The following is a 24,476-nucleotide window of genomic DNA, read 5'->3' on the forward strand; positions in this document are numbered from 1 at the left end:
CCGCGTGTGGCGATCGGTGGTATCGCCTTGACTCGAGATCGCAGCCTGATCAAGACCGGTCAGCGCCAGGGACCTGCAGGAGTCGGGTGGCGGCGCACCCTGGGGATTGGCCATTTCCCGGCGGCACAAATGCCCGGTACCGAACATCGCGATGGTCTGGCGAAAGAGAGTGTAGTCGTGTTTTTACGCGCTAGTGGCAGAGCGGCATCAGGACTGGATCAGAGGTGATCCAGGCCCCTGCCGGCCGCCTGGGTCTGCAGCAGCCAGGCCATCAAATGGGGGCACAGGTCGAGCCGCGCAGCCGTCCCGTTTGCGCCTGGCCTGACGCAGTGCGGTCAACCGAGCGTCGACCGGCCGCTCCTACAGACGGTTACTTGCAGCTGTAACCATCCGGCATGGTCACCGTGTAATTGCGCTGTACACGGTCGCGGAAATCCAGGTTCTGCAAACCCTGTTCAACGACAAAGGCTTCGACCTTGGCGTCCTGGCAATCGTCGTTCTGCGACGACACCCGCAGCAGATAGACCGCCCGTTTGCTGGCCTCGTCCCTGGCCGTCACGGTAAAGGTGGTCAGCCTGGCGTAGCCGGTCCGCTCCGAAGTGCCCACCGGGCCATAACTGGTGTTGGGCGTACTGGTGCAGACCAGCTTGTCCTTTTTCTTGCCATCCTTGCACACCGTGGAAGTGCTGGTCGGGACCTGCCCATACTCAGTGGCGGTATAGCGATAAGTCACCCGCTTGCTCTCGATATCCAGCGTCACCGTCATCTTGATCGGCGCATGTTTCTTCGGCAGCGTCGCCTCGGTGAACACCTCCCGGAACCCTTGGTCCTTCATGGCATTGACCATGTCGCGCAGGTAATACCGGGCATTCAGCGAACTCTCATCATTCCCCGTCGTAACCGTCACCAACACCGGCGCCTGCCGATCAAATGGATAGTCCGGATCCGGCGTGCCATTGAGCGCCACGTCGAGCTTGGTGGCGCAGCCAGTCAGCAGAATGGAAAGCAGGAACAGCGGGTAAAGCATGTATCGAGTCATGGGATCTTCGTTGTGCAGCGGTGGATGGGATAGGGATTAGACGGATGACAGCGGGAATAAACAAATGCGGGGCGGGGAGAGCAGTAGGTTCGACAGTTTTTTCGTAGTGAAAGACGGCTTGGCTTGTGAGCGGAATTCCCGTCGAGCATGGGCAGCGGGTGAAGCATGAGCAGTGTGCAGAGGCAGCTAGGTAGTGTTCCCGTCAGTCTCAGCATCCCTGTCATCGCCGCGAGTTTGATGTTGGCTACTGATTAATCTTCCGTTGAAAATTTTGCTTTCAGTATTTCGCATTTTAGCAAAATGCTTTCACGGTCTGACATGGCGTTATTGTCGCACCAGTTGCTGATGGCGGAGACTCCGTCAGAAAATGAAAGCACTACATGCTCGCCCATGAACTCGAATGCTATTCCTTCTTTCAGGTATTCGGGGATGTTTTCAAGGTCTTCATCAGTGCTGATAAAGACTCCAGACATTTCTATACCGAAACCTTCTGAGGCTATGAGCTTGTCCAAGGCTATCGGTAGAAAGCTTGAATTGTTCAGGGAGGAAGAGTCTTTAAGGTCGAGCAAGCAGTTGTGGATAATACTTTTTTGTTTGAGTGTCAGTGAGTTCATTGGTCTGTATGACTGGTTGAGTTTTATATCAGTCGCATTGAGTGATGATGTAGACGCGATCATCAACATCTTCTGTTCTACTTGCAAAGAAATAAATTTCGTTCTGGTTGAATAACGTATAGTTTCTTTTTGTTCGAGACTTGCTTTTGCCAAAAATATCCATTTCTTGTTGTGCAGGGGCGGTATCAATAATCGGAAATGATTGCTCTCCATGTACTTGCAATAAAAAGTCCAAGGCCATTCCCTTGTACTGGGCTGGTGTCTCATCACCCATGAGCCACTTGGGCTTATCACCAGCCCAACCGAACACATCACTGCCGTTGCTGTGGCTAAACGCTAAAGGAGTCATTGCGATCCGTGTCGGGTAGTCACTCGCATAGGTCTTTTCTTCATTCCTGAAAAGAAGGGCTGCAAAGTATTTTTGGTAGTCCCTTAAGAAGCTGTCAGGAATTGTTGCCCCGAATAGTGGGGTCTTGAGCATTTCAGGAATCGTATGGTCTTCGTTGAAGTCGTCAGTCGCGGCAAAAATGCTTAGTGTGTGGCCATGTAGTGAGTGAGCCTCTGGAAATTGCAGAGTGAAGTAAAAGCTCATCAAGCTGCCGTTTGGGCTCTTGGGGATGCTCACTCCGTGGGGAAGGGCTGGTTTTCCTCCGATGTATGAAGCGGATTCGGTTTCGGTAACTTTGTTTAGGTACATGGTTTTTAGTTAAGGTTTGTCTTTGGAAGTGGGTGTTATTGATTTTTAACTGTGTTGATGCTCTTTTTGTATGATTGAGATAAGTGCACGCAGTCGTGGTCGTCTACGTATATTAGGAAATTAAGTGTTGCATCGGTTATCCAAAAAGGGAAGCCGGTGGTCTCGGAAAATAGAGTTTTTAAGTCCTTTGAAGTCTTCAGTTCCCATGCATGAGTTTGGTTGTCACGAACTATTAGTACTGGGCTCTCTAAGTATTGCAGTTGGTCAACTTTTCTCCAGAAGTCAGGGTCGTGCTCTTTTTGAGGGTTTATCATGTTTGCCGGATCAAGCTCTTTTGCTTGAATGAAAAAGGTTGTTTTTATGTCTGAGATTAGTTTTGTTAAGTTTTCTGAGGATAATTTCTCATAGGCGATTTCTTGTTCTTTGAGTACTGCATCGATTTCATTGGCTAAGTAGTTCATTGGGAAACTCCAATTCTTGCACGTGAGATAGGCTTGGAACATCGGTTCTGTTGAATTCTTCGTCCAACCCTTTATGCATCTGTTGATAGGAGGTCCCCGGAGCATTCCGGGGAGGCTGGCACCAAATAGACTAGCGCGGCGTTAGGCATTAGCGTGGAGGCTACTTATCCATACATATATAAAAGCTCATCGATCAGTTCCAGTTCTTGTTGCGTGAACTGCACGTTATTGAACCGTCGAATGTCTTCCAACACTCCTCTGATGGGTACTTGCCGCGACGGATCCTCAACGATTTCGATCAGACGTTCATAATCGGGGTCTCTTCCCTTGAGGTATTTTTCGCTCAGTTCTTTGAGAGATAAGCGGGCCTGTTGGTCGGTAAGCACTTTTATTTCTCCGGTAAAATAGTGACTTCACCCACTTTAATGACAGTGGGGTTACCCGGTTTCGGGATGAGTTGTTGCGAGCCACCCGTTCCGTATTTTGGCAGAAGTCGATGCGTTCTGTAGGAAAGAAAAATCGCGGCGTTTTATCTGGTATACGCTTGATCTTGATTTTGGATAAAAGGGTTTGAAAATGAAAAGTTTAAGAAACGCTTCATATGATGTAATCGGTGGTGGAAGTCCTCAGTATTATAAATATTGAGGTTTGCTTCACTCTGAGCATTTTACCAGGTCGATGGGTCTTCAAGAGCTGCTCTGGCTACATCTTCTTTCCACTTTTCGCTTGCGAGTCTAAAGATTTCCTCAAAAAAAACTCTTGGACTTCTCATTTCGTCCCATCCTGATGGAAGTGACGAATACTCCTCAGGATCATCTTCAAGTAGCTTTTTAAAGTCAAAGCTCTTATCAAGTAACGCATTTTCCAAAGTTTTCAAAAGAACAAATTTATGTCTGTATGAAATTTTTTCGTATCTGTTAAGGCAATATTTTTCTATCAGCTCGATACGATCTTTTGGATTTTCCGGATCGTAAGCTTCGAGTTCAACTCCTAGGGTTTCCTCTCTGTCATAAATATCAAACCCACCTAAAAAGTATGCTGGTGTTGGCAGGCAAGGAGTACCTGAATCTTTATCTAATAACATCAGAGCCTCATCTTAGTTGGAAATGCTGTAAAGGGGCGGCCTGCTGAGTCAAGTTTTACTTCGGCCCTATTCATGTTGTCATTATAGAGTAGGTTAGCTTTGTCCTTCTTGTTTGGTGTATAGCCTCTACCCGCAACAGGCATCTTCACTCGAACAGTCGTTACCTGAAGAGTGGCTCGATTCATAGTGAAGCTCCTTGATCATATTCGGTCTGTCAAAACCGGTCACTGATTTTGCAGCGACTGTAAAAACTTAGCCATGTGAAAGAAGCTATACAAGTTGGCAGAAGTCGATACGTTCTGTAGGAAAATTCTCTAGGAAGTTTAGGGGGAATAATTTTTCTGAATTTGTTTTTCGAATTTTGTTAGGGGCAGTTTTAAACTTGTGTTTCTGTATTTTTTTATTTTAACGATGCAACGATGCCATCCAAGACTTGAAGAAAACCAACTGTATATCGGGATCGTTTGTGAGATCCTTATCTTCATAGTCAAAAATATTTACAAAGTCTGCTCCAAGAGCTTGCTTTCCTAGCTGTAGTTCATAGGCCATTAGCCCTGATGACATTTGCGAGGATGCTCTGGAAGGATAAACGTTCTTTTTGGCTCCTTTACAAAAGAAAGTTGTTCTTGGGAAATTCTGTCTTAGCTTAATAAAGCAAGAGAATAGGTTGTCTCCGTAGAATACGTGTTCTGAGTTTTCTAAATTTATTCGTATGGATGGGTTTTCCATGTCGTATGTGATGCCTACTGAGTGCAATGATCCGTTTTCTTCTAAAATAATTTTTCTATAGTCCACGTATTGTCACCTTATCGTCTTGGGGGTGGAGTGAACTACATGGCTTCTGTTGCGAAACCTTGCTGAGTATCATCAGTTTGTACTCTAAAAGGGTTCCCACCCGCCGGGAGTGTTAGATGTGTACTAATGGTTTTTAAACCCTGCTCCGTCAGCTCGATTGGGTCCAGGGATAATAATTTTCGGTATTGTAGGTCAATACTTGTGATCATTTAACTGGTGTTCAGATGGCTATTTGTAGGTTTAATTAAGTCTCCAGCATTGTACGACAGCACTTTTCATCAGTTGACTGATTAATTTTTCTGATATGTCAATTTCTGGAAGGTCTGAGCTGTCGCCTATAGAGCTAACTAGTAGATTGAACTCGTTAGATGGTTCTTCGCGCAAATCATCTTCGGGGAGTGGAGTCCCTAGAAGTGCATATTTAAGGGTTGGCGTGCTTGCTAGAAAGGCAGGATATTCGTCATACGTGCCTTCATAATCTTCTTTGAAGGTAATGCCAAGAATATCTCCGAGAACAGTGGCCGTATTTTCCAATGAACCGATTGGGGTTAAGCCGATATCTGCGAACGCTCTATAGGCTTCGGTGCTCATGCTACTTTCCTGGTTTAATAAAAAATTGAGAGTCGGCTTTCGCTTGGAGCTTTTCAATTTCCTTCTGCGTAAATATACGGAAGGTAAATCGCTCATTTCTAGATCCGGAGAACTCTGGACGCTGTCTCAACTCGTTTTCAATTTGCTTTTGGGCTTTTGACTTCACTAATACGAGAGCCACTCCTAAAATGCGCCAAAGATAAAAACACCCTGCCTACTAGTGGCGGAAATATTGCATGCAGGACAGGCCTAAGTTTATAGGATTCCGAATTGCGAGAGATTTTTAATGCTATTAGTTCATGTCTTTAACATGTAGCTCTCGATCTTGGTTATTAGCTCCGCTTTATTTTTTGTTCTGAATTCACCTATATAATTTTCAGATTTTTTTATAGGCTTTCCATGGTTGTCATATTTTATGGTGAGAAAGTCAACTACGAACTCTCCGGATGGGTCTCCTTCTGGTTCAAGTCTTGCATCGAAACAATGACCTGTACTTCTTCGTGCGCCGCCAATTAGTACTGAACTACTGTACCAGTCAGATGTGTTCTCTGTTAACTCGACTTCGAAAAGGTTATTTATAGTTATTGTCCATCCGCTTGGTACTCGAATGGCTTGAAGGTTGTATTCTAGTTTTTCTCTCATCTTACCGTTCCCATATGTTTTTGCACTTGTTCTGGAGGCTCAGGGAAACTATGGATTACTGGTCTTCCTGTTTTTAGTTCAGTGGGTAATCACATCCCCAAGGAGGAGTAAATAGCTCAGGGGTAAAATGGTCTTCTTGAATAAAATGGTTGATCTCACCTTCAGATTCTAGTGTTTTTAGCTTTGTTATGAGCACGTCGGAGCTGTCACTGCTGTCTTGTGTTTCGAGTGCTTTTTTCGGAATGGTGAACTTCTATAGCGACATAGTTTGAGCTTTTAGAGTCTTCTATGAATTTGTAAAAACGTCGGCCTAGACGTCGGTTTTCAAAGCTGAGTCCTTATTGTGACGTGAACAGTATCAAGGGCGTTGAATTGGGAGAGCATGGTCGTAGATAATTAACTTTTCATGAATTTTGGTTATGCTTTTTTGCTTCATAATCTTTAGCGACTATTATTAATGCCGGGTTTGAACTCCATGCTGAAATAAAACTGTAACTTTTTGTGGTGCCATCAATGTCTTCAATATTGATGTTTTCAAGGAGTATTTTTTCACTTTCTATTATTTCTGATATTTCCTCTCCTTCAGCCCCTATACTTTGGAATGCTATCAGGTTTTCAAATATGATAGTCCAGCTTTGCTCTTTCCAGTCAGTAAAGTTAACTACTAGTACCCTTGGAGTGCTTGTTATTTTTTGGATGGTTCCATCTGCTGCAGAAAAAGAGTTCATCATCTATGTTCCTGGGTGTTTTTCTCCCGGTATGAAACCTGTTCCATGTCCGGGTTGATAGTTATCTGGCTTCGCCTTTGAGATCTGTCCCTGTCTTTTGGCCTGCCCCCGGTCAGCCTGACGCCGATCAGCCGATGCTGGCAGTCGTACTGGTATTCAGTGACCAGCTTTTGCCCGGCGCCGCGGCGTTCGCGGCTGAGGTTGCCGAAGGCGTCGTAGCGGTATTGCATTGGTTGCCGTTGAAAGATCAGCGCAGTTCGTCACGCTGCGCTGATAGGACATTGCTGATTTTTTAAAGAGCGGATTTAAGCGTTCAGAACCTGATCCTGCAATTTACGGCCGATGACATCCATCAGGTCGCATCTGTCGCGGAGTGGGATGACGATCACTCGCGACAAGTCTTGTAGCAGTAACTGATCGCTGTTGATGTTTTCAGCTAGAGAAATCGTTTCAAGTAGCTGGGTTACGCATCGGATGCGGTATGCGGCGGTGTCATGCAGCACATCGATGGGGGCCTGTGTGTCGATCAGCAGCGAAGGAAAGTTGTTGTCGATTCCTGTGATGGGCATGTAGCGAGACATAGATGATCTTCCTGGGTCAGTTTCAGAAACTGCCTGCATCACTTCCACATGAGGGGTGGTAGTTGTACACGGGTGTGGAAGACCGAGGATCCAGGAACCCGGCGCACCCGAAAGTGCCCCGCGTACAACCGCCATAATTAACAGCATATAAAAAGCATGCTTAATGGAGGTTCTTTTACTTGGATCTCAAAGGGCTTCCACACCCTTGTCGCTGATTTTGTAGCGACTTGAAGATCCTATATATTGAACCAAGCTCCTACAAGCTAGAAAAGTCGATTTATTTTGTAGGAAAAATCAATCTTAAACGGTGGTGCTATTACAGTTAAGGGGGTTATGGTACTACTCATAAAGCCCTTTAGATGAGTCAAAGGTGTTAATCATTTCTTCTTCTGATATTGAACGCTCACTAAGGTTGTCAGGGTCTAGATTCCCCCAGTCTTGGTCGTCGTCAATTTAAATAAAGAGAAGTGGGCTTTTTTACTATTAAAAAACTAACGATGTCGCGAATGTCCTTTTCTCGCTCTACATGATCGTTTCCATATAAATCACATGTATAGAAAAAACCTTTCTCTCCCATGCTTAGTTTTTTTGAGAGCCCATCAATGACATTTTAAATCGTTGATGTAAAAAGTTGGCTATCTCAAGATCGCTAGTAGGGATTGCAGAGGCAATGCTTATTTTTGACATGTTCAAAAGTCCTAGGAAATGACAGCAGCTTTGGTCGTGGTGCCTTTGGCCAAAACTTCTGGCTTATTTCCATCTGCCCCTAAACATTCCAACTCAATGGACTCAGTCACCCCGTAGAGTTTGTACTGGTAGTTGTAAAAATTTGGTTTCTAAGTAGTAGCAAGCCAAGCACAGGATGAATTGTTTTATGGATTATGATTCGAAGTAAATGTTGTAACCTTTGTCTGAGTCAGATTTGGTATGGTTTTTTATCACCTCTATATCAAAAAGTGTTGCGGGTGTTGATGAGGTTTTGTTTTTCATTTCTTGATTGGCTTTCTCTATTTCTTGGGTAAGATTTGTGTAGGAGTCTATAAGTACTGCGTCGTTGGTGGAGTACGTTAATTTTATCTTCTTGGAGGTTATAAGGCATAGTTTTATGCTGATGTTTGGATTGAATAAAAGCCTTCCTCCTAGATCATATATTTTGTCGTTGTTTTGAAGTTTTCTTCCCCAGCTATTTTGCGTTGTATGTTTGCTATCTCCGGTTTGTATTGAGATTTCCGACTCCAGTCTGTCTAGCTCTTCAAATTCAATAAGAGCGCTTTTCACCAGAATGAAGCCGTCATTTATAATGCGTTCAGGGATTGCTGAAGAAACTTGATTTGTTAATTGCTCTATTATTGGGTCGTCAATTGTGTTGAGAATGAAGTTTATTATTTTTATTTTTGGCGTCTCGTAGAATTTTTCAGTTAATGCCACATCTAGATAGCTTATAAGCCCTCCAGCATTATCATAGTCTATAGCGCCAAATGCTTCCTCTATGTTAAGTGTTATTTTCATTGTTAATCTGCTCTCTTAATGACAAATTGATCAAGCTGCCTGGATTGAATGTCTCGCCCGTCAACAGTCTTAAATCCTTGCGTTGATATTTTCTCATGGGAAACAATTTTCAATCCAAGTGATTCAATTCTCTTGATCGCCTTTTTTAAATAACCATTTGCGTTGGCGCTGCCTGTTAAAGTTATTTGGCCATCTTGCGATAGGACTCTCAATATCTCCGAATTCAATGGGTCGTAGCCATAGGGATTATCAATATTGATCCGGCTTTGGGATCCGCTTTTGATTCCCGACAAATTGGTTGCATCGCCAGCATGTACACCAGGGACCTTCGGATCAATGTCAAGGTTATAGTAACCTTCTAAAGGATTTGTTCCTGCTCCAATATTTAACGAGCCATTTGCATCTGCTGGCTTATCTAAAAAACCTCCTGCTCCGCCAGCCTTCTTCCCGTCTGATCCTGGACACTCCCCAGTCAACCCCAACGGATCCACCCATCCCGTTGGGTTATTTACGTACTGGTAATTATTCAACCCCCCCGCCAGCTTGATCGGGTCCGGGGTCAAGAACCGTCCAGAGCTCGGATTGTAGTAGCGATGACGGTTGTAGTGCAGCCCGGTTTCCGTATCGAAATACTGACCTTGGAAGCGCAGCGGGTTATCGATTTCTGAAACGTCCAGCGCCGCCAGATTGCCATACGCCCGATACTTCGCCGACCACATGATCTCGCCACTGTAGGCGGTCAGTTCCTGCGGTGTCCCAAGGTGATCGAGCTGGTAGTAGAAGGGCGTGGCCTGGGCCGGGCCTTCGCCATCGAGCATGGCCAGCGGCCGGAAGGTGCCCGGTTCGTAGATGTAGCTGCGGTAGCGATTTTCAGCGCTTTCAGCGATCAGTTGTTCGCCTTGCCACAGGAACTCGGTAGTGCGGCCATCGACGGTTTTGGCGATGCGTCGGCCAAAGGCATCGTACTTGTAGGTCGCGGTACTGCCACCCGGTAGGCTGACGCCTATCAGGCGGTGTTGGCAGTCGTACTGGTATTCGGTGACCAGCTTCTGGCCCGCGCCGCGGCGTTCGCGGCTGAGGTTGCCGAAGGCGTCGTAGTCGTAATGACGGTCGCCTTGCATCAGCAGGCGGTTGCCTTTGACGTTGGCCAGGTTGGCTGCTGGCTGGTCGCCCTGGCCGAGCAGGTTACCGGCCGGGTCGTGGGCGAAGCTCTCTGGTGTCGCACCGCGCACGTTGATCAGGCGATCCAGCGGGTCGTAGTGATAACGCAGGTTGCCCTTGCGGCTGTCGTCGATGCCAGCGAGGTTGCCGTTGGCGTCGTAGGCATAGGCGCGGCGGTAGAGGTTGCGGTGCTGGCCGTGCTGTTGCTGGCTGACGCTGTGGGCCTGCAGCCGGCCTTGCTCGTCGTACTGATACTGGCTGAGCAGCAGGCCCTGCTGGCGCTGCTGTTCGCGGCCGGCGTTGAACTGATGGCTGGTCAGGCGCGAGCCGTTGAGGTCGATGCTGCTCAGTTGCCCGCCCGGTGCATGGCGGTAGTCGAGCTTGCTGCCATCGGGCAGACGGCAATGGCTGAGTTGGCCGAGCTTGTCGTACTCATAACGCAGGGTGCCCCAGCCCTGGTGCTCGGTGATCAGGCGGTCTTGCAGGTCGTATTCGTAGGCCAGCGGCCAGTGGCCGTCGTCGACGTTGACCAGGCGGCCGAGGGCGTCGTAGCTGTAGTGAATCTCTTCGCCATCGGCCAGGGTTTTTACCAACAGCCGGCCAGCAGCATCGCGCTGGTACTCGGTGACCAATTCGCTGCCGTCGTCGCCGAATTCGGTTTTCTTCAGCAGGTTGCCGTTGAGGTCGTAGGCATAGGCGGTGCTGCGTCCGTCGAAGCCGGTTTCCTGCTGGATCAGGCCGTTGGGGTAGTAATCCAGGTGGTACTGCTCGCCACGCTCGTTTTCGATATCGGTGAGCAGCAGGCGCGCGTTGTCGTAGCGATAACGCAGCTGGCTACCGTCCGGGTTGATGCGGCGGCTGACCAGGTGCAGGTTGTCGGCGTATTCGTAGCGGGTGATACGGCCCAGCTCGTCGCGTTCGGCAGTGACTTTGCCGTAGGCGTTGTAGCTGAAGGCGCGGGTGGCACCGCCGGGCAAGGTGATCTGCGCCAGGCGGTTAGCGGCGTCCCACTGGTAGTGGGTGATGGCGCCGCTTTCGTCCTGGCGGGTGATTTGCCGGCCCAGGGCGTCGTAGCGGTATTTGCGTTGGTCATCGTCGGAAGATCAGCGCAGGTCGTCACGCTGCGCTGATAAGGCATTGCTGATTTTTTAAAGAACGGGGTTAAGCGTTCAGAGCTTGATCCTGCAATCTGCGGCCGATGACATCCATCAGGTCACAGCCGTCGCGGAGTGGGATGACGATCACTCGCGACAAATCTTGTAGCAGTAGCGGGTCGCTGTTGAAGTTTTCGGTTAGAGAAATTGTTTCAAGTAGTTGGGTGACGCATCGAATACGGTATGCGGCGGTGTCATGCAGCACATCCATAGGTGCCTGAGTATCAATCAGTAGCGAGGGAAAATTATTGTCGATGCCGGTGATGGGCATGTATCGATTCATGGTGAAGCTCCTTGATCAAATGGAGCTGCCACTACTCGCTGTCAAACAAGTAGGGTGGCAGCTGTACGCGGGTTGACAGACCGAGGATCAAGGAGCCCGGCGCACGCAAAGGTGCCCCACGCACAGCCGCCATATAAAGGAACGGCAGGCACAAAAAAATGCCAGCTGTTCACATAGCGGCATTTGCATGCCTCGATCATATTCGATCTGTCAAAACCGGTCACTGATTTTGCAGTGACGGTAAAAATCTTAGCTATGTGAAAGGAACTGTACAAGTTGGCGGGAGCTGGTATTAGATGTAGGAAGAGTCTTTGAGAAATGTAGGGGGGATTCTAGTGTGTTGCAGCGTAAGAGTTATTCGCGAAATGCTTTAGATGAGTTAAGGATTCGTTTGTTATCCGCTGAGCCTTATAAGGCGCGGACGCCCTCAGTAGTGGTCTTCACCAATTGCAAAAAAGAAGCGGGGATGTAATTTAGAGAGGGTGGTTGTAAGCATGCGAGAGTTTAGCAGGCAGCTTTTGTGTGTTTGGTATGTCGTTACAAGGGCTAGCCTATGACCGCCCCTGTAGCAGTAGATATCCAAAGCTTTTGCTAAGCCATGACCCATTTGTTCAACGGTAACTTATCCATCTGTACCCTAAACTTTTCTTGGCCCTCTCGGAGGGTCATATGATTAGGACCGCTATAGGTTTCTTGTCCTACTGTGCCATCATCTTCCCAGTTACATAATCCGCAGATATCATAGTTTGCTCTTGATGAGAGAGTTCGATAGCCACAGCAAGGACAAGCTTCCAGTGTTTCAATGTCTCCATGTACTTCATACTCCCCTAGTCCAATTTTTGACATGAGCTCTGATAAGTATGTATTTGTTACGCCTTTGTATTCTGAAGATAGAGCAATCATGATCAGCTCGTTGTAAATTTGATTCTGAGTATCACTCGGAGGATCATCGTTTAACGATACTAGATTTTGCATTTCTTTCGACAGTAGAGAGAATTCAAAGTCGCTCTCATCTATTCCCCACCAATTAAGTATGTATGATTCGCGCGCATCATTATCGAGAGAGCTTAAGATTTTCTTGCATATTTTATATATGGCATCAGTTCTTGGAAGAGCACTCATCTTAAAGTCCTTTAGCTAAATCAATGGCCGATTGGAATGCGTCTGCACTTCTTCCATCATCTCTATAGAATGTTCTGATTTCTCGAAGCTTTAGATGCCCAACAAATATTCTGCCTGTTGCTGGATCATGTTTAATGATGAAGTTTCCAACCTGTGCTTCGTTAAAATTCCCAGATTCCTTGGCAAAAGCTTTTGCCTGATTCAGATATTCTGCTTGGCTTATATTGCCGAATTCTTTTTGATCCAACACATGTTTTTGGTAGTGAGTTTGGAGTTTCCCAGATGAAAACCCTTTCCACTTAACTGATGCTGCCGTAGGAGGAGGGAGTTCTCCATGATCTGCTTTCGCTTTGCTCTGCGAACTTTGTCCCCCATTGGTAGGGTTACCCCCACCTGCTCCCGGGCATTCCTGCAAACCGAGCGGGTCCACCCACCCTGTTGGGTTGTTTACATATAAGTAGTTATTCAACCCCCCCGCCAGCTTGATCGGGTCCGGTGTCAAGAACCGTCCAGAGTTCGGATTGTAGTAGCGATGACGGTTGTAGTGCAGCCCGGTTTCGGCATCGAAGTACTGACCCTGGAAACGCAGTGGGTTGTCGATTTCGGAAACGTCCAGCGCCGCCAGGTTGCCATACGCGCGGTACTTGGCCGACCACATGATCTCGCCGCTGTAAGCGGTCAACTCTTGTGGTGTGCCGAGGTGGTCGAGTTGGTAGTAGAACGGTGTGGCCTGGGCCGGGCCCTCGCCGTCGAGCACGGCCAGGGGACGGAAGGTGCCAGGTTCGTAGAGGTAAGTGCGGTAGCGATTTTCAGCGCTTTCAGCGATCAGTTGTTCGCCTTGCCACAGGAACTCGGTAGTACGGCCATCGACGGTCTTGGCGATGCGCCGGCCGAAGGCGTCGTACTTGTAGGTCGCGGTACTGCCACCCGGTAGGCTCACGCCAATCAGGCGGTGCTGGCAGTCGTACTGGTATTCGGTGACCAGCTTCTGGCCCGCGCCGCGGCGTTCGCGGCTGAGGTTGCCGAAGGCGTCGTAGTCGTAATGACGGTCGCCTTGCATCAGCAGGCGGTTGCCTTTGACGTTGGCCAGGTTGGCTGCTGGCTGGTCGCCCTGGCCGAGCAGGTTACCGGCCGGGTCGTGGGCGAAGCTTTCCGGCGTGGCGCCCCGCACGTTGATCAGGCGATCCAGCGGGTCGTAGTGATAACGCAGGTTGCCCTTGCGGCTGTCGTCGATGCCAGCGAGATTGCCGTTGGCGTCGTAGGCATAGGCGCGGCGGTAGAGGTTGCGGTGCTGGCCGTGCTGTTGCTGGCTCACGCTGTGGGCCTGCAGCCGGCCTTGCTCGTCGTACTGATACTGGCTGAGCAGCAGGCCCTGCTGGCGCTGCTGTTCGCGGCCGGCGTTGAACTGATGGCTGGTCAGGCGCGAGCCGTTGAGGTCGATGCTGCTCAGTTGCCCGCCCGGTGCATGGCGGTAGTCGAGCTTGCTGCCATCGGGCAGACGGCAATGGCTGAGTTGGCCGAGCTTGTCGTACTCATAACGCAGGGTGCCCCAGCCCTGGTGCTCGGTGATCAGGCGGTCTTGCAGGTCGTATTCGTAGGCCAGCGGCCAGTGGCCGTCGTCGACGTTGACCAGGCGGCCGAGGGCGTCATAGCTGTAGTGAATCTCTTCGCCATCGGCCAGGGTTTTTACCAGCAGGCGGCCAGCGGCATCGCGCTGGTACTCGGTGACCAATTCGCTGCCGTCGTCGCCGAATTCGGTTTTCTTCAGCAGGTTGCCGTTGAGGTCGTAGGCATAGGCGGTGCTGCGTCCGTCGAAGCCGGTTTCCTGCTGGATCAGGCCGTTGGGGTAGTAATCCAGGTGGTACTGCTCGCCACGCTCGTTTTCGATATCGGTGAGCAGCAGGCGCGCGTTGTCGTAGCGATAACGCAGCTGGCTACCGTCCGGGTTGATGCGGCGGCTGACCAGGTGCAGGTTGTCGGCGTATTCGTAGCGGGTGATACGGCCCAGCTCGTCGCGTTCGGCAGTGACTTTGCCGTAGGCGTTGTAGCTGAAGGCGCGGGTCGCACCGCCGGGCAGGGTGATCTGAGCCAGGCGGTTGGCGGCGTCCCACTGATACTGGGTGATGGCGCCGCTTTCGTCCTGGCGGGTGATTTGCCGGCCCAGGGCGTCGTAGCGGTATTTGCGCTGGCCGCCGTCAGGCAGGCGTTCTTCTAGCAGCTGGCCGAGGCCGTTCCAACCCAGTTGATGGCGGCTGCCGTCGGGGTGGGTGATTTCCAGCAGGCGACCCTGGCGGTCGTAGCGGTAGTGGGTTTCGTTGCCGTGAGGGTCGGTTTGGCGGGTAATGTCGCCCTGGTCGTTGCGCTGGTATTTCCAGGAGGCCTTGCCCCGGTGAACGTCGCTGACGAAGCCGCGAAAATACTCATAGGACGTGGGTTCGTCTTCGGGCGGAATCACCGCGGCCAGCGATCCGGCTTCGTTGTAGTGGTACTCGGTGACTGCGCCGAGCGGGTCTTTCTCCGCGATCAGACGGCCTTTTTCGTCGTAGGCTTTTTGTGTCTCGGCACCATCAGGATCGGTCTGGCTGATCAGTCGCGCATTTTCGTCATGCACATAGAGTTCTTCACTGCCATCGGCGTTGATGACTGTGACTTTGCCGGCGTCATCCCACACATAACGCGCATCCATCTGCGAGAAATTCGCCCAGTGATGGATGCAGCGGGACGATTTACCCCTGTTCTCCCACTCCCAGAAAAAGCTCGCGCCGCCGGCCAGCTGGCGCTCCATGATCACGTGCTGTTCGTTGTAGCGATAGCGCTCGCTTTCGCCTGCGGCATTGGTGGCGCTGGTGAGCTGGCCTTGCCGGTTGTACTGGTAGGTCACCAGGGTCTTTACGGTGACCCACGGCTCTTGACGCTCACCGCGCTCGTCGTATTCGGCGCGACGTTGCTGATAGTCCACGGCGACGATCAGGCTGTCTTCATAGCGCAGGAACAAGGAGCGCCCGGCGCCGTTGTCGATGCGTTGGACGCGGTCGACCAGGTCGTAGCTGATATGCAGCTGGTTGTCGTAGGCATCGCTGATGGTGGTCAAGCGGCCGCCGCGGAAGTGGAAGAAACGCGTCTGTGCGCCGGCCTGGGTCAGGATCAGCTCACCCGGCGCATCGCCCAGATAGATGGCGGCCTTGGCCAGGCTGTTGGTAATGGCCGGACGTTGCTCGGTCGGCATCGGGAAGCGGGTCTGGCGGTTTTCACTGTCGGTCCACAGCACCCCTTCATCGTCCAATTGCAAACGATGGGACAGTGCATGGCTCCAGCCATACCCCAGGCGACTGTCGATCTCCACTGCGCTGGTGCGGTACAGGCGTGTCCATTCAAAGGGCAGCAGGCCATCGAGTTGGCCATCGGTCAGGGTCAGCAGTTCTTCACCCGTCACCATAGAGACGGGGCAGTTATTGGTGCAGGTTTCAGCCGCACTGTTGGCGCTTTTATTGTCGGGGGTTCTGGACTGATGCGAGGCATCGTCGGCATGCCCGGAGTGCCCGACCGTGCTGTTCTTCCTGCCATCAAAACGCAGCTGCGCCACGCCTTTTTCCACCCGCGAGGCCACGCCGCGAGCGGCTACGGCGACGTATTTGCCCACATAGCCCATAAAGCTCTTGATGATGTTGAACACGGCCTTCACGAAGCCGGTGACCGCCTTGACGATGATCTGGCCGTATTTGGCCAGGCGCGCGGCAAGATAAAACAGCCCTGCGCCCTCGGCGGCCACGGTCAAGACGATCGCGATGACGATGTCGATCAGGATGCCGACAACGGCTGCCGAGGTCATTTTCGCCGCTTGGCCCGCGGCCTGGGTGGGCGGTAATCCCGCTACCCAAATGGATGCGCAGCGCACCATCAGAAAAAGGGCTGCCTCGTCGCTGGCGAGCAGCATGGCCTTTTTCATGACGTCTGGCGCTTCCTTGGCCAGTTTGATCAGCTCTTCGGCACCGGCTCCCAGGTCCGCTGCGAACTTCTTGGGGTTTTGCAAGATATCCAGCGCTTTGGTGATGCCGTCCCAGACGCCTTTGATGGCTTCCCAGCCGCCTTCCAGAATGCCACTGCCAATCGCCATGGCATGGGCCGCAGCGCTCTGATTCGACCATTGGGGCTTGAAGCCCGCCCATTCCTTGCGCAGGAAGCCTTCAAGGTTGGCGCTCAGGCCGTCGTAGGACTTGAACAGGGCATCGATTTGATCTTTGGTTACCTGGTCATGCACATGGATTTTGTAGAGCTTGCCCTCTTTTCCCTTAAAGCTGCCTTTACCTTGTTCATTCAGGGTTATCGTGGATTTGGCACCGTCCTCGACCGCAATGAAATCGACCTTGATACCGCCGATGGGAATGTCATACACCGACTCGAATTTGCTCTCGATCAGCAGCGGGCCACCAGCCGGGCAACGGGCGACGAATGAGAAATCATCGTCGTTTATGCTGACCGCTTTGCTGGAGTTGCCCGCCTTGATAATCCGCTCCATGCCCAGCAAGGAGGGCATATCAGCGGCTCTGCTAGCCACATCGAGGGGGGCCAGGTACCACTCTCCGATCTGCTTGCGATACAGCGTCAGGCTGTCCTTGAACGAGTTCAGTTGTTTTTCGATATCGGCAACACGACCCATCATCCTTGCTCCAGAGTCAGGTGGTTAAGCAGTGCTTCATTAAGGGCTTTCGGGGCATCCGGTCGGCGCACGAAGTGCGCGACCTTGTGGCGCAGCACGGCCTCCGGGAAAGCGTCGTACAGGTCTGGGCGTTCCTCGCTCAGCCATTGCATCAGGTTGTCGATCAGGGTGGTCGGGTCTTTCTTGACCAACTGATCGAGCAAGGGTTGCGGCACTTCCCACCACGGCCATTGCTTGACCTTCGGCACCGGGCGTATGCCGGTTTCCAGGGTTTGGCCATTGATCCAGTAACGATTGAAGACCGGCAGTACCTCACCGGCAGCGGCACCAAGGCCTTCCAAAATCGGATAAATATGCCGCCCATCCCAAAACCGGAAAAACACCTCGGCGCCATCCGGCATCTTCACCTGGGTCAGGCTGCGCAGGTGTTCGAATACCACCGTCGGTTCGCAGTTGGAGACGGCGAGCCAGCCCCAGTCGTCGGCGTCGGTGGTGGCGATCCAGTCGAGGAAGGGGGAGGTCGGTTTGAGTTCGGCGAGGTAGGGCATGACCGGCTGCCAGTCGGCGTAGGGCGTGCCGCTCCAGAGGGCGGTCAGGCCGCTGGCGCCCTGGGTCTGGTAGAAGTCCTTGAGCGGGTTGGCGTCGCTGGCGTTGCTGATGACCAGGTACAGGCGTTCGTCGGCTTGCAGTGGCTGGCGGGCGAGCCAGGCCTGGGGTGTCAGGCGATCAGATGGCACAGGCACCGTCCTTGCACTTTTCGCACTCTTCGCAGAAAGGCGCGTTGCGTTTGAGGGTGTTGATTTGCGCCGGGGTCAGCAGGGCGCCGGCCTTGTCGGCGTCGGCCTGCTTCAGCACGCCGGGCATCAGTGGCGCGGCGCCGGAGCCGCTGCCCGGGCCGCCACCGGAGTTGACCTTGACCTGCGGGCCGCTGATGGTCACGCCGCCGGCGTCGAGCTTGATAAAGCTGCCGCCGCCCTTGAGGGTCAGCTCGCTACCGGCTTCCATCACCACCTTCACCCCGGCATTGAGGTGGATCTCCTGGCCGGCCTCGATGAACTGCCCGGTGCCGATCTTGATGTGCTGGTTGGCCCCGACGGTGAGGTGGTCGCTGGCGCGGGCTTCGACCTTGCGGTCGGCGTGCACGGTGTGGTGTTCCTCGGCCTTGAACTCGCTGTAGCTGTTGGCCTCGACCGTGTCGTGGCGTTCGTTGCCGACGCGGATCTTCTGGTCGTGTTCGACGTTCTCGTCCCAGTCGCGCTGGGCGTGCAGGAAGATCTGTTCCTGGCCCTTCTTGTCCTCGATGCGCAGCTCGTTGTAGCCGCCGCCACCCGGGGAACTGAGGGTCTTGAAGGTGCTGCGGGTCTTGTTCGCCGGCAACTCGTAGGGGACGACGTTTTCCTTGTGGTACAGGCAGCCGCTGATCAGCGGCTGGTCGGGGTCGCCCTCGAGGAAGGTCACCAGCACTTCCATGCCGATCCGCGGGATGGCGATGCCACCGTACTGGGCGCCGGCCCAGGCCGAGGACACGCGCAGCCAGCAACTGGTCTTGTCGTCCGACTGGCCTTCGCGGTCCCAGTGGAACTGCACCTTGACCCGGCCGTACTGGTCGCAGTGGATTTCTTCGCCCTTGGGCCCGGTGACCACCGCGCTCTGGCTGCCAAGGATGCGCGGTTTCGGGTGCAGCAGCGGCGGCCGGTTGGGCACGTCCCAGGGCGTGGCCTGGAAGCGGTTGCGGTAGCCCTGGTGGAAGTCGTCCTTCAAGGCTGTGGTGTCGCTGGTCACCGACTCTTCCAGCACCTGCGGCTGCTTGCCTTCGTGGACGATCTCGGTGAGCAGCCAGAGGTCGTTCCATTGCGCTTTCGGGTGCTCGCTCAGGGCCAGGAAATGCCCGCTGACCAGCAGTGGCTGGTCGCTTTTGCCCTCGGCCAGCCGGTAGTCGCTGCGGTGGCGTTCCAGGGCGCGCTTGGCCAGGTGCTTGCCGCGTTCGCGGTCGACGAAACGGCCGGGGTAATCGTAATCCTCGAGGTCCGGCTTGAACTCGCTCTTGGCGTCGCTCTCCAGGGTCAGGCGCGGTTTCTCGAAGTCGTAGTCGCGGCGCGTGGTGCGGCTGGTGCGGGCTTCCAGGCGCAGGTCGAAGCGCTTGATCACCGGGTCGTTGGCGACCATGCCGGAGTCTTGCTGATAGGCCACTGGCGCCAGTTTCGGGAACACCGTCTGGTCATCGCCGAAGACGATCTTGTGGCTGTCGGCGCTGTGCTGGAAGTGGTAGTGGATACCTTCTTCCTCGCACAGGCGCTGGATGAAATGCAGGTCCGATTCGTCGTACTGCACGCAGTAGTTGCGCTCGGGATAGATCGAACCCAGCTGGAACTGGTAGGCATTGCTTTGGATGCCATGTTCTTCGAGGACCTGGCCGATGATTTTCGGCACCGTGAGGTTCTGGAAGATGCGTTGGTTGATGCGGTGCGCGAGGTAGGCCAGGTGCGGGCGCACGGTCACCGAGTAGCGGGTCAGGCGCTTGCCGGAATCGCCCTGGGCGACGCGGTAGATCTGCCCATGGATGCCGGTGCCATTCTGCGCCAACTGCAGGAAGGCCGGTTTGTGCAGCAGGCTTTCCAGGTCCAGGGTGGCCTGGGCGCTGACCAGCTCGACCTCGAAGGCAAAGGGCTGGCTGATGGCTTCCCGTCCGGTGAAGGACAGGACCTGGAGGTCGTTCGAAAGCCCCTCGATGGTCAGGCTGAAGTGAGTCTGATTGGCCGGCGCGAACATCCCTTGTTCCTCGTGCAGTACTGCCGCGTGGGTCGAGCCCGGGGCCGGGCGCCGACGAACGCAAGAAATCCCTTATGGCGTAAACAACATCGACCAGCAGAGCTGGCCGATGTTGGTGTAACGGTCGGCCGGACTTAGCCCGCGACCGGGGAACGCCAGTCGTCGGAACCGGAAGTCCCGGAGACTTCGTGGGTCCAGGTGATTTTGCGGTAGGTGAAGTGCACGTCTTCCAGGTGGGTGAAGTGCGAGTTCGATGGGTCCTGGCAGTTGTGCATGTAGTCTTTGATGTCGACGATGATCGCGTCTTCCAGGGTGGTGGTGTAGTAGTGCTCCTGGGTGCCGGCAGCGGAGGTGCGGTACCACTGGATTTCGATCTTGGTCAGACGCTCACCGGAAGTCAGGGCAGCCAGCAGCAGTGGCGAAGCCTTGTCGAATACCTTGGTGATGACCACTGGTTTGTGAACGCGCTGGCCGGTTGGCTGGCCGGACTGCGGGTCACGCGGGATGATCACTTCGTGCTGGAAGCCCTGAACCATGACCTGGTCTTCGTGGCCTTCCTGGTAGGTGTTGCCAACGGAGTCAGCGGTGAAGGCACCGGCGGTGATCAGGCCTTGTTTGGTGCCGGTGATGGACATATACGCTGGTGTAGCCATGGATGCTCTCCTTGCTAAAAAATAAAGGTGCCCGGTGGGACGAATCGCCCGGTTGGGTGCCGAGGTAGATATCAAGGAGCGTGCCAGGAGCGGGAAGCACCTTATGGATCAAGGGCTTCAGGTGATTTTGGAGATCGGTGAAAGTATTTCCCGGGCGAAAGCCGCTGAAAGTGCGCAACTTCTTGCGCAGTGCTGTGCAAGAAGTTGCGCACTCGGCTATGAGCTATGTTCTATCAGGCTTTTGAGTATCTACTCACAGAGTTATCCACAGCCAGGTGCGCAAGAAGTTGCGCATGATGGCCATGGGCCTTGTCAGGTGGAGGTCGAGGTGCTTCCCGTGGGTATCGGTTGCGGCGCCACGTTTGTCGACTGCGACTCGCGGTAGCTGGAGGGGCTGAATACCCGGGTCAGCACCAGCATGCCCAGCACGGTCAGGATCAGTACCCACCAGGCGCTGATGAAGCTGCCGGTGAGTTCCCGCAGCCAGCCGGTCAGCCACGGCGACACAGCGTTGATCAGGAACCCCACCCCTTGCACGAAGGCCGCCAGTTGCCCGGCTTCCCGGGGATCGCGACGGTGGTCGAGGGTGAGGATCAGGCTCAGGGCGAAGCAGGCGCCGAGGCCGAAGCCGATCAACGCCACCCACAGCTGCGGGGCCTGCAGCGGCCACAACACCAGGCCGCCGAAACCCAGGGCCTGGGCGCTCAGGCTGATGGCGAGCAGTGGCCGGCGGTCGCTCTGGCGCTGCGCCAGGGCGGGCATCAACAGCGCGGCGATGACCTGGAAGATGGTCATGAACGCCAGCAGCGAGCCGCTCTGGGTCGCGCTCCAGCCCAACTGCAGGTAATAGGCCGGCAGCCAGGCGACCATGCTCATGTAGCCGCAGTTGATCAGGCCGAAATACAGCGCCAGCAACCAGGCCCGACGGTTGCGCCACAGGTTGATGGAGGGCGCGTTGAGGCGCTGCCCCGGCCCGGCGAAAGGCAGCAGCCACCACAACAGCAGGGCCGCCAGCGCCGGTAGCAACCACACGCCCAGCCCGGCCTGCCAATGGGCGAAGTGCGTGGCGACATGCGGGCTGAGCAGCGCCGCGAGGCCGCCACCGCCCATCAGCGAAGCCGAATAAATGCCCATGGCCAAGGCCACCCGCTGCTGGAACTGGCGCTTGATCAGCGCCGGCACCAGCGCCTGGATCAAGGCCACGCCGGCACCGCCGAGCAGGGCGGTGGCGAGCAGCGCGCCGGCCTGGTCGCAGAGCAAGCGCGCCAGGCAGGCGCAGAGGATCATCAACAGGCCGAGGGCGACGCCGCGCCGTTCTCCTAGGCGAGCTTCCAGGCGCACCCCGAGCAACGCCACCAGGCCCATGCAGACCACCGGCAGGCTGGTGAGCCAGGCACTGCTCTGGAAGCTCATGCCGGTGGCGCCACGAATCTCCATCAGCAGCGGGCTGATGGAGCTGATGATCGGTCGCAGGTTGAGCCCCAGGGCGATCAGCAGGGCCCAGCCGCCGAGGCGACGCAGGCGCGACTCAGCGAGCGGCATGGCGGGCCTGCCAGTCGCGGTAGATCGCGTTCATCGCCGCTTGTGGCAGGTGCTGCACCGGCAAGCGCTGGTCCGCCAGGGGCTGGGCCAGTTGTTCATAGATCGCCGCCGTGGACAGGCCGAAGGGCGCGGCGCTGGCGTTGTCCGCGGCGAACACCGCGCGCGCCACACCGCACAGGTACATGGCGCTCAAACACATGGGGCAGGGCTGGCCGCTGGCATAGATCACGCAGCCGTCCAGGCGCGGGCCGAGCCGCTGGCTGGCGACCCGGATGGCCAACAGTTCGGCGTGGGCGGTGGGGTCCTGGCTCAGGTGGATCTGGTTGACCGTCTCGGCCAGCACCTGGCCGTCGCGCACCAGCACCGCGCCAAACGGCCGGCCGCCGGCCGCGACGTTTTGCCGGGCCAGTTCGACGGCGCGTTGCAGGTAATCCTGGTCGTCTTTCATGGAGGCTCCTTGTGGCACAAGTCAGGACGCGCCAGCGTCCCGCAGCAGTTTGGCGATGGCGGTCTGGCCGCGTTTTTCCGCCTGTTGCAGAGGGCTCAGGCCAGCGTTGTCCGGCAGGTTCAGGTCGGCGCCGGCGGCGATCAGCTGGGCGACAATCTGTTGGTGTGCCAGGCCGCCATCGGCCAGCACTATGGCTTCCATCAGGCAGGTCCAGCCCAGGCGATTGACGTGGTCGAGGTCGACGCCGGCCTCGATCAGCAGGCGCACGGTGTCGACATGCCCACGCTCGCAGGCCGGGATCAGCGCGGTGCCGCCGTAGCGGTTGGTGCTTTTCAGGTCGGCGCCGTGGGCCAGGGTCAGTTGCAGGATCGCATTGTGTCCGCTGGCGCCGGCCAGCAGGTAAGGGCTGTCGTGGATCAGGTTCTTCTGGTTGACGTCGGCGCCGGCCTCGATCAGCGCCCGAGCGATCTCGACCTGGTTGGCGGCGGTGGCCAGCAGCAACGGGCTGCTGCCATCCAGGCCGCGCACATTGACGTCCGCGCCTTGCCGGAGCAGCGCCTGGACCTTGGGCAACTGCCCGTCGCGGACCGCTTCGAGCAGCTGGTTATCCTTTGCCATCACCACCCCCACCACGAACAGACAGAGCGCCAGGACAGCGTATTTGCAAGACAGGTAACGCATGGCATCAGGCTCCCTGTGCAGTCAATGAACGCCGAGTATGGTCAGGCCCTGATGTATTCTGAAATTAAATATAACCATGCCAATCAGTGGCATTCAGAATGGTGCTGCCATGTTCGATCCTGTGCTGCTGCGCAGCTTTGTCGCTGTCGTTGACTGCGCCAACTTCACCCGCGCCGCCGAGCGCCTGCACCTCACCCAGTCCACCGTCAGCCAGCAGGTGCGGCGGCTGGAGGAGAGCCTGGACTGCCAGTTGCTCGATCGCGACCAGCGTCGGGTGGTGGCCACCGCCGAGGGCGAGCGTCTGCTGGGCTATGCGCGGCGCATCCTGGCCCTCAACGAAGAGGCCAGCGATGTCTTGCTGCACCAGCAGAGCGAAGGTGTGCTGCGCCTCGGGGTGCCGGAAGACTTCGCCGCCGAGCGGTTGATGCCGTTGTTGTCGCGCTTCGGCCAGGACCATCCCGGCGTGCGCCTGGAGGTCACCAGCGGGCTGGGCCCGGAATTGACCCGGTTCTATCGACGCGGCGAATTCGACCTGTTGCTGGTCAAGCAGATGGGCGCCAGCGACGACTGCCTGGCGTCCTGGCCGGAACCCCTGTGCTGGGTCGACAGCCGCGCCACCCCAGCCTTTGGCCGCGATCCATTGCCGCTGGTGGCCTTCCCGGTGGGTGGGCTGTATCGCCATGAAATGCTCCACCATCTCGAAGTCGGTGGCTGGCGCTGGCGCATCGGTTACTCCAGCGCCAGCCTGGCCAGCGTTTGCTCGGCGGTGGCCGCAGGCTTGGGCATCAGCCTGCTGCCGGTGCGGGTGGTGACCGCCGGGCACCGCGTGCTCGATGGCGCAAGCGGCTTGCCGGACATCCAGGGCGTGCGCCTGGCGCTGTACGGCCGCAGCGGCTTGAGCCGCGCTGGCAAGGCCCTGGAGAACCAGTTGCTGGCGCTGTGCGAGAGCCAGGCACTGAAGGTCTGAACAACCCTGTCCAGGGTTCGCTTGAGCAGGCGCGCGTTACCGGGGGCGCCTGATCCCGTGATCGACGTTCGGTCGGTCCCTTTTATTTCGCCACTGCTGTCGCTTCACCCCGCTTTTGCCGTGGCGATGCAATGCCCTTGGCGAATATTTTCAATGCTCGCAAAGCATGGCTTTTTGACTCCTTCCCTGCAGCCCTTGATCCGCGCGGCCTGGCGCGAAATGGCGACTTTAAATATGCAATTTTGATCTATCCATAACTTTAAAGATTACTTTCGGAGATAAGTGTCTGGCGCCAATC

Annotated in this window: 22 protein-coding genes and 2 pseudogenes; 1 reads left to right on the forward strand and 23 read right to left on the reverse strand. The window is 54.8% G+C overall.

The window, feature by feature from the left end; genetic code table 11:
* Nucleotides 1-370 precede the first annotated feature (370 nt).
* From H0I86_RS01170 to H0I86_RS01280, 23 genes and pseudogenes are all read right to left on the reverse strand, one after another.
* Nucleotides 371-1,039, reverse strand: a complete 669-nt coding sequence (locus tag H0I86_RS01170) for a YajG family lipoprotein (RefSeq protein WP_110176248.1) — start codon at nt 1,037-1,039, stop codon at nt 371-373.
* A gap of 251 nt (nt 1,040-1,290) precedes the next feature.
* On the reverse strand, nt 1,291-1,716 hold the full coding sequence (locus H0I86_RS01175) for a hypothetical protein (protein WP_180923565.1): 426 nt from the start codon (nt 1,714-1,716) through the stop codon (nt 1,291-1,293).
* A complete protein-coding gene (locus H0I86_RS01180; protein WP_180923567.1) occupies nt 1,682-2,350 on the reverse strand; it encodes a hypothetical protein in 669 nt (222 codons plus the stop codon). The genes H0I86_RS01175 and H0I86_RS01180 overlap by 35 nt, the downstream gene beginning before the upstream one ends.
* Before the next feature lie 35 nt (nt 2,351-2,385).
* Nucleotides 2,386-2,811: a hypothetical protein gene (locus H0I86_RS01185; RefSeq protein ID WP_081363011.1), complete on the reverse strand. Its 426-nt coding sequence runs from the start codon at nt 2,809-2,811 to the stop codon at nt 2,386-2,388.
* Nucleotides 2,812-2,975: 164 nt separating this feature from the next.
* On the reverse strand, nt 2,976-3,197 hold the full coding sequence (locus H0I86_RS01190; RefSeq protein ID WP_028683873.1) for a hypothetical protein: 222 nt from the start codon (nt 3,195-3,197) through the stop codon (nt 2,976-2,978).
* A 281-nt stretch (nt 3,198-3,478) separates the two neighbouring features.
* A complete protein-coding gene (locus tag H0I86_RS01195) occupies nt 3,479-3,895 on the reverse strand; it encodes a hypothetical protein (protein WP_124335917.1) in 417 nt (138 codons plus the stop codon).
* 405 nt (nt 3,896-4,300) lie between these two features.
* Nucleotides 4,301-4,690 (reverse strand): hypothetical protein, encoded by a 390-nt coding sequence (locus H0I86_RS01200; protein WP_180923568.1) that lies wholly within the window; start codon nt 4,688-4,690, stop codon nt 4,301-4,303.
* A 240-nt stretch (nt 4,691-4,930) separates the two neighbouring features.
* Entirely contained in the window at nt 4,931-5,281 is a 351-nt protein-coding gene (locus H0I86_RS01205) for a hypothetical protein (protein ID WP_124335919.1), read from the reverse strand.
* A 297-nt stretch (nt 5,282-5,578) separates the two neighbouring features.
* A complete protein-coding gene (locus tag H0I86_RS01210) occupies nt 5,579-5,923 on the reverse strand; it encodes a hypothetical protein (protein ID WP_124335920.1) in 345 nt (114 codons plus the stop codon).
* Nucleotides 5,924-6,327: 404 nt separating this feature from the next.
* Nucleotides 6,328-6,654, reverse strand: coding sequence for a hypothetical protein (locus tag H0I86_RS01215; protein ID WP_164485950.1), 327 nt, complete (start codon nt 6,652-6,654; stop codon nt 6,328-6,330).
* A gap of 101 nt (nt 6,655-6,755) precedes the next feature.
* A pseudogene (locus H0I86_RS32390) lies at nt 6,756-6,875 on the reverse strand (RHS repeat domain-containing protein); the annotation flags it as partial.
* A gap of 81 nt (nt 6,876-6,956) precedes the next feature.
* Entirely contained in the window at nt 6,957-7,232 is a 276-nt protein-coding gene (locus tag H0I86_RS01225; protein WP_124337525.1) for a hypothetical protein, read from the reverse strand.
* An 879-nt stretch (nt 7,233-8,111) separates the two neighbouring features.
* Entirely contained in the window at nt 8,112-8,741 is a 630-nt protein-coding gene (locus tag H0I86_RS01230; protein WP_124335923.1) for a hypothetical protein, read from the reverse strand.
* Between the two features lie 452 nt (nt 8,742-9,193).
* Nucleotides 9,194-10,999 (reverse strand): annotated as a pseudogene (locus tag H0I86_RS01235) (RHS repeat-associated core domain-containing protein); the annotation flags it as partial.
* A 64-nt stretch (nt 11,000-11,063) separates the two neighbouring features.
* A complete protein-coding gene (locus H0I86_RS01240; RefSeq protein WP_159298904.1) occupies nt 11,064-11,339 on the reverse strand; it encodes a hypothetical protein in 276 nt (91 codons plus the stop codon).
* Between the two features lie 591 nt (nt 11,340-11,930).
* Nucleotides 11,931-12,461 (reverse strand): CPCC family cysteine-rich protein, encoded by a 531-nt coding sequence (locus tag H0I86_RS01245; RefSeq protein ID WP_180923570.1) that lies wholly within the window; start codon nt 12,459-12,461, stop codon nt 11,931-11,933.
* Between the two features lies 1 nt (nt 12,462).
* Entirely contained in the window at nt 12,463-17,118 is a 4,656-nt protein-coding gene (locus H0I86_RS01250) for an RHS repeat-associated core domain-containing protein (protein WP_258019447.1), read from the reverse strand.
* Entirely contained in the window at nt 17,118-17,855 is a 738-nt protein-coding gene (locus H0I86_RS01255) for a DUF4123 domain-containing protein (RefSeq protein WP_180923571.1), read from the reverse strand. The genes H0I86_RS01250 and H0I86_RS01255 overlap by 1 nt, the downstream gene beginning before the upstream one ends.
* A complete protein-coding gene (locus tag H0I86_RS01260) occupies nt 17,845-19,887 on the reverse strand; it encodes a type VI secretion system Vgr family protein (RefSeq protein ID WP_180923573.1) in 2,043 nt (680 codons plus the stop codon). Before H0I86_RS01260 ends, H0I86_RS01255 begins: the two co-directional genes overlap by 11 nt.
* A gap of 134 nt (nt 19,888-20,021) precedes the next feature.
* Nucleotides 20,022-20,540: an Hcp family type VI secretion system effector gene (locus H0I86_RS01265; protein WP_007925756.1), complete on the reverse strand. Its 519-nt coding sequence runs from the start codon at nt 20,538-20,540 to the stop codon at nt 20,022-20,024.
* 312 nt (nt 20,541-20,852) lie between these two features.
* Nucleotides 20,853-22,082 carry a CynX/NimT family MFS transporter gene (locus tag H0I86_RS01270; RefSeq protein WP_180923575.1) on the reverse strand — a complete coding sequence of 410 codons (1,230 nt, stop codon included), beginning with the start codon at nt 22,080-22,082 and terminating at the stop codon, nt 20,853-20,855.
* The gene (locus H0I86_RS01275) at nt 22,069-22,530 is read right to left on the reverse strand and encodes a nucleoside deaminase (protein WP_124337528.1); all 462 of its coding nucleotides are present in this window, start codon (nt 22,528-22,530) and stop codon (nt 22,069-22,071) included. The genes H0I86_RS01270 and H0I86_RS01275 overlap by 14 nt, the downstream gene beginning before the upstream one ends.
* 21 nt (nt 22,531-22,551) lie before the next feature.
* Nucleotides 22,552-23,211 (reverse strand): ankyrin repeat domain-containing protein, encoded by a 660-nt coding sequence (locus tag H0I86_RS01280; RefSeq protein ID WP_180923577.1) that lies wholly within the window; start codon nt 23,209-23,211, stop codon nt 22,552-22,554.
* Between the two features lie 109 nt (nt 23,212-23,320).
* Between H0I86_RS01280 and H0I86_RS01285 the strand changes: the two genes are divergently transcribed.
* Nucleotides 23,321-24,178, forward strand: coding sequence for a LysR family transcriptional regulator (locus H0I86_RS01285; protein ID WP_180923579.1), 858 nt, complete (start codon nt 23,321-23,323; stop codon nt 24,176-24,178).
* Nucleotides 24,179-24,476 lie beyond the last annotated feature (298 nt).

It is taken from the genome of Pseudomonas chlororaphis subsp. aurantiaca (assembly GCF_013466605.1).
In the GTDB taxonomy this organism is placed as follows: Bacteria; Pseudomonadota; Gammaproteobacteria; order Pseudomonadales; family Pseudomonadaceae; genus Aquipseudomonas; species Aquipseudomonas chlororaphis_I.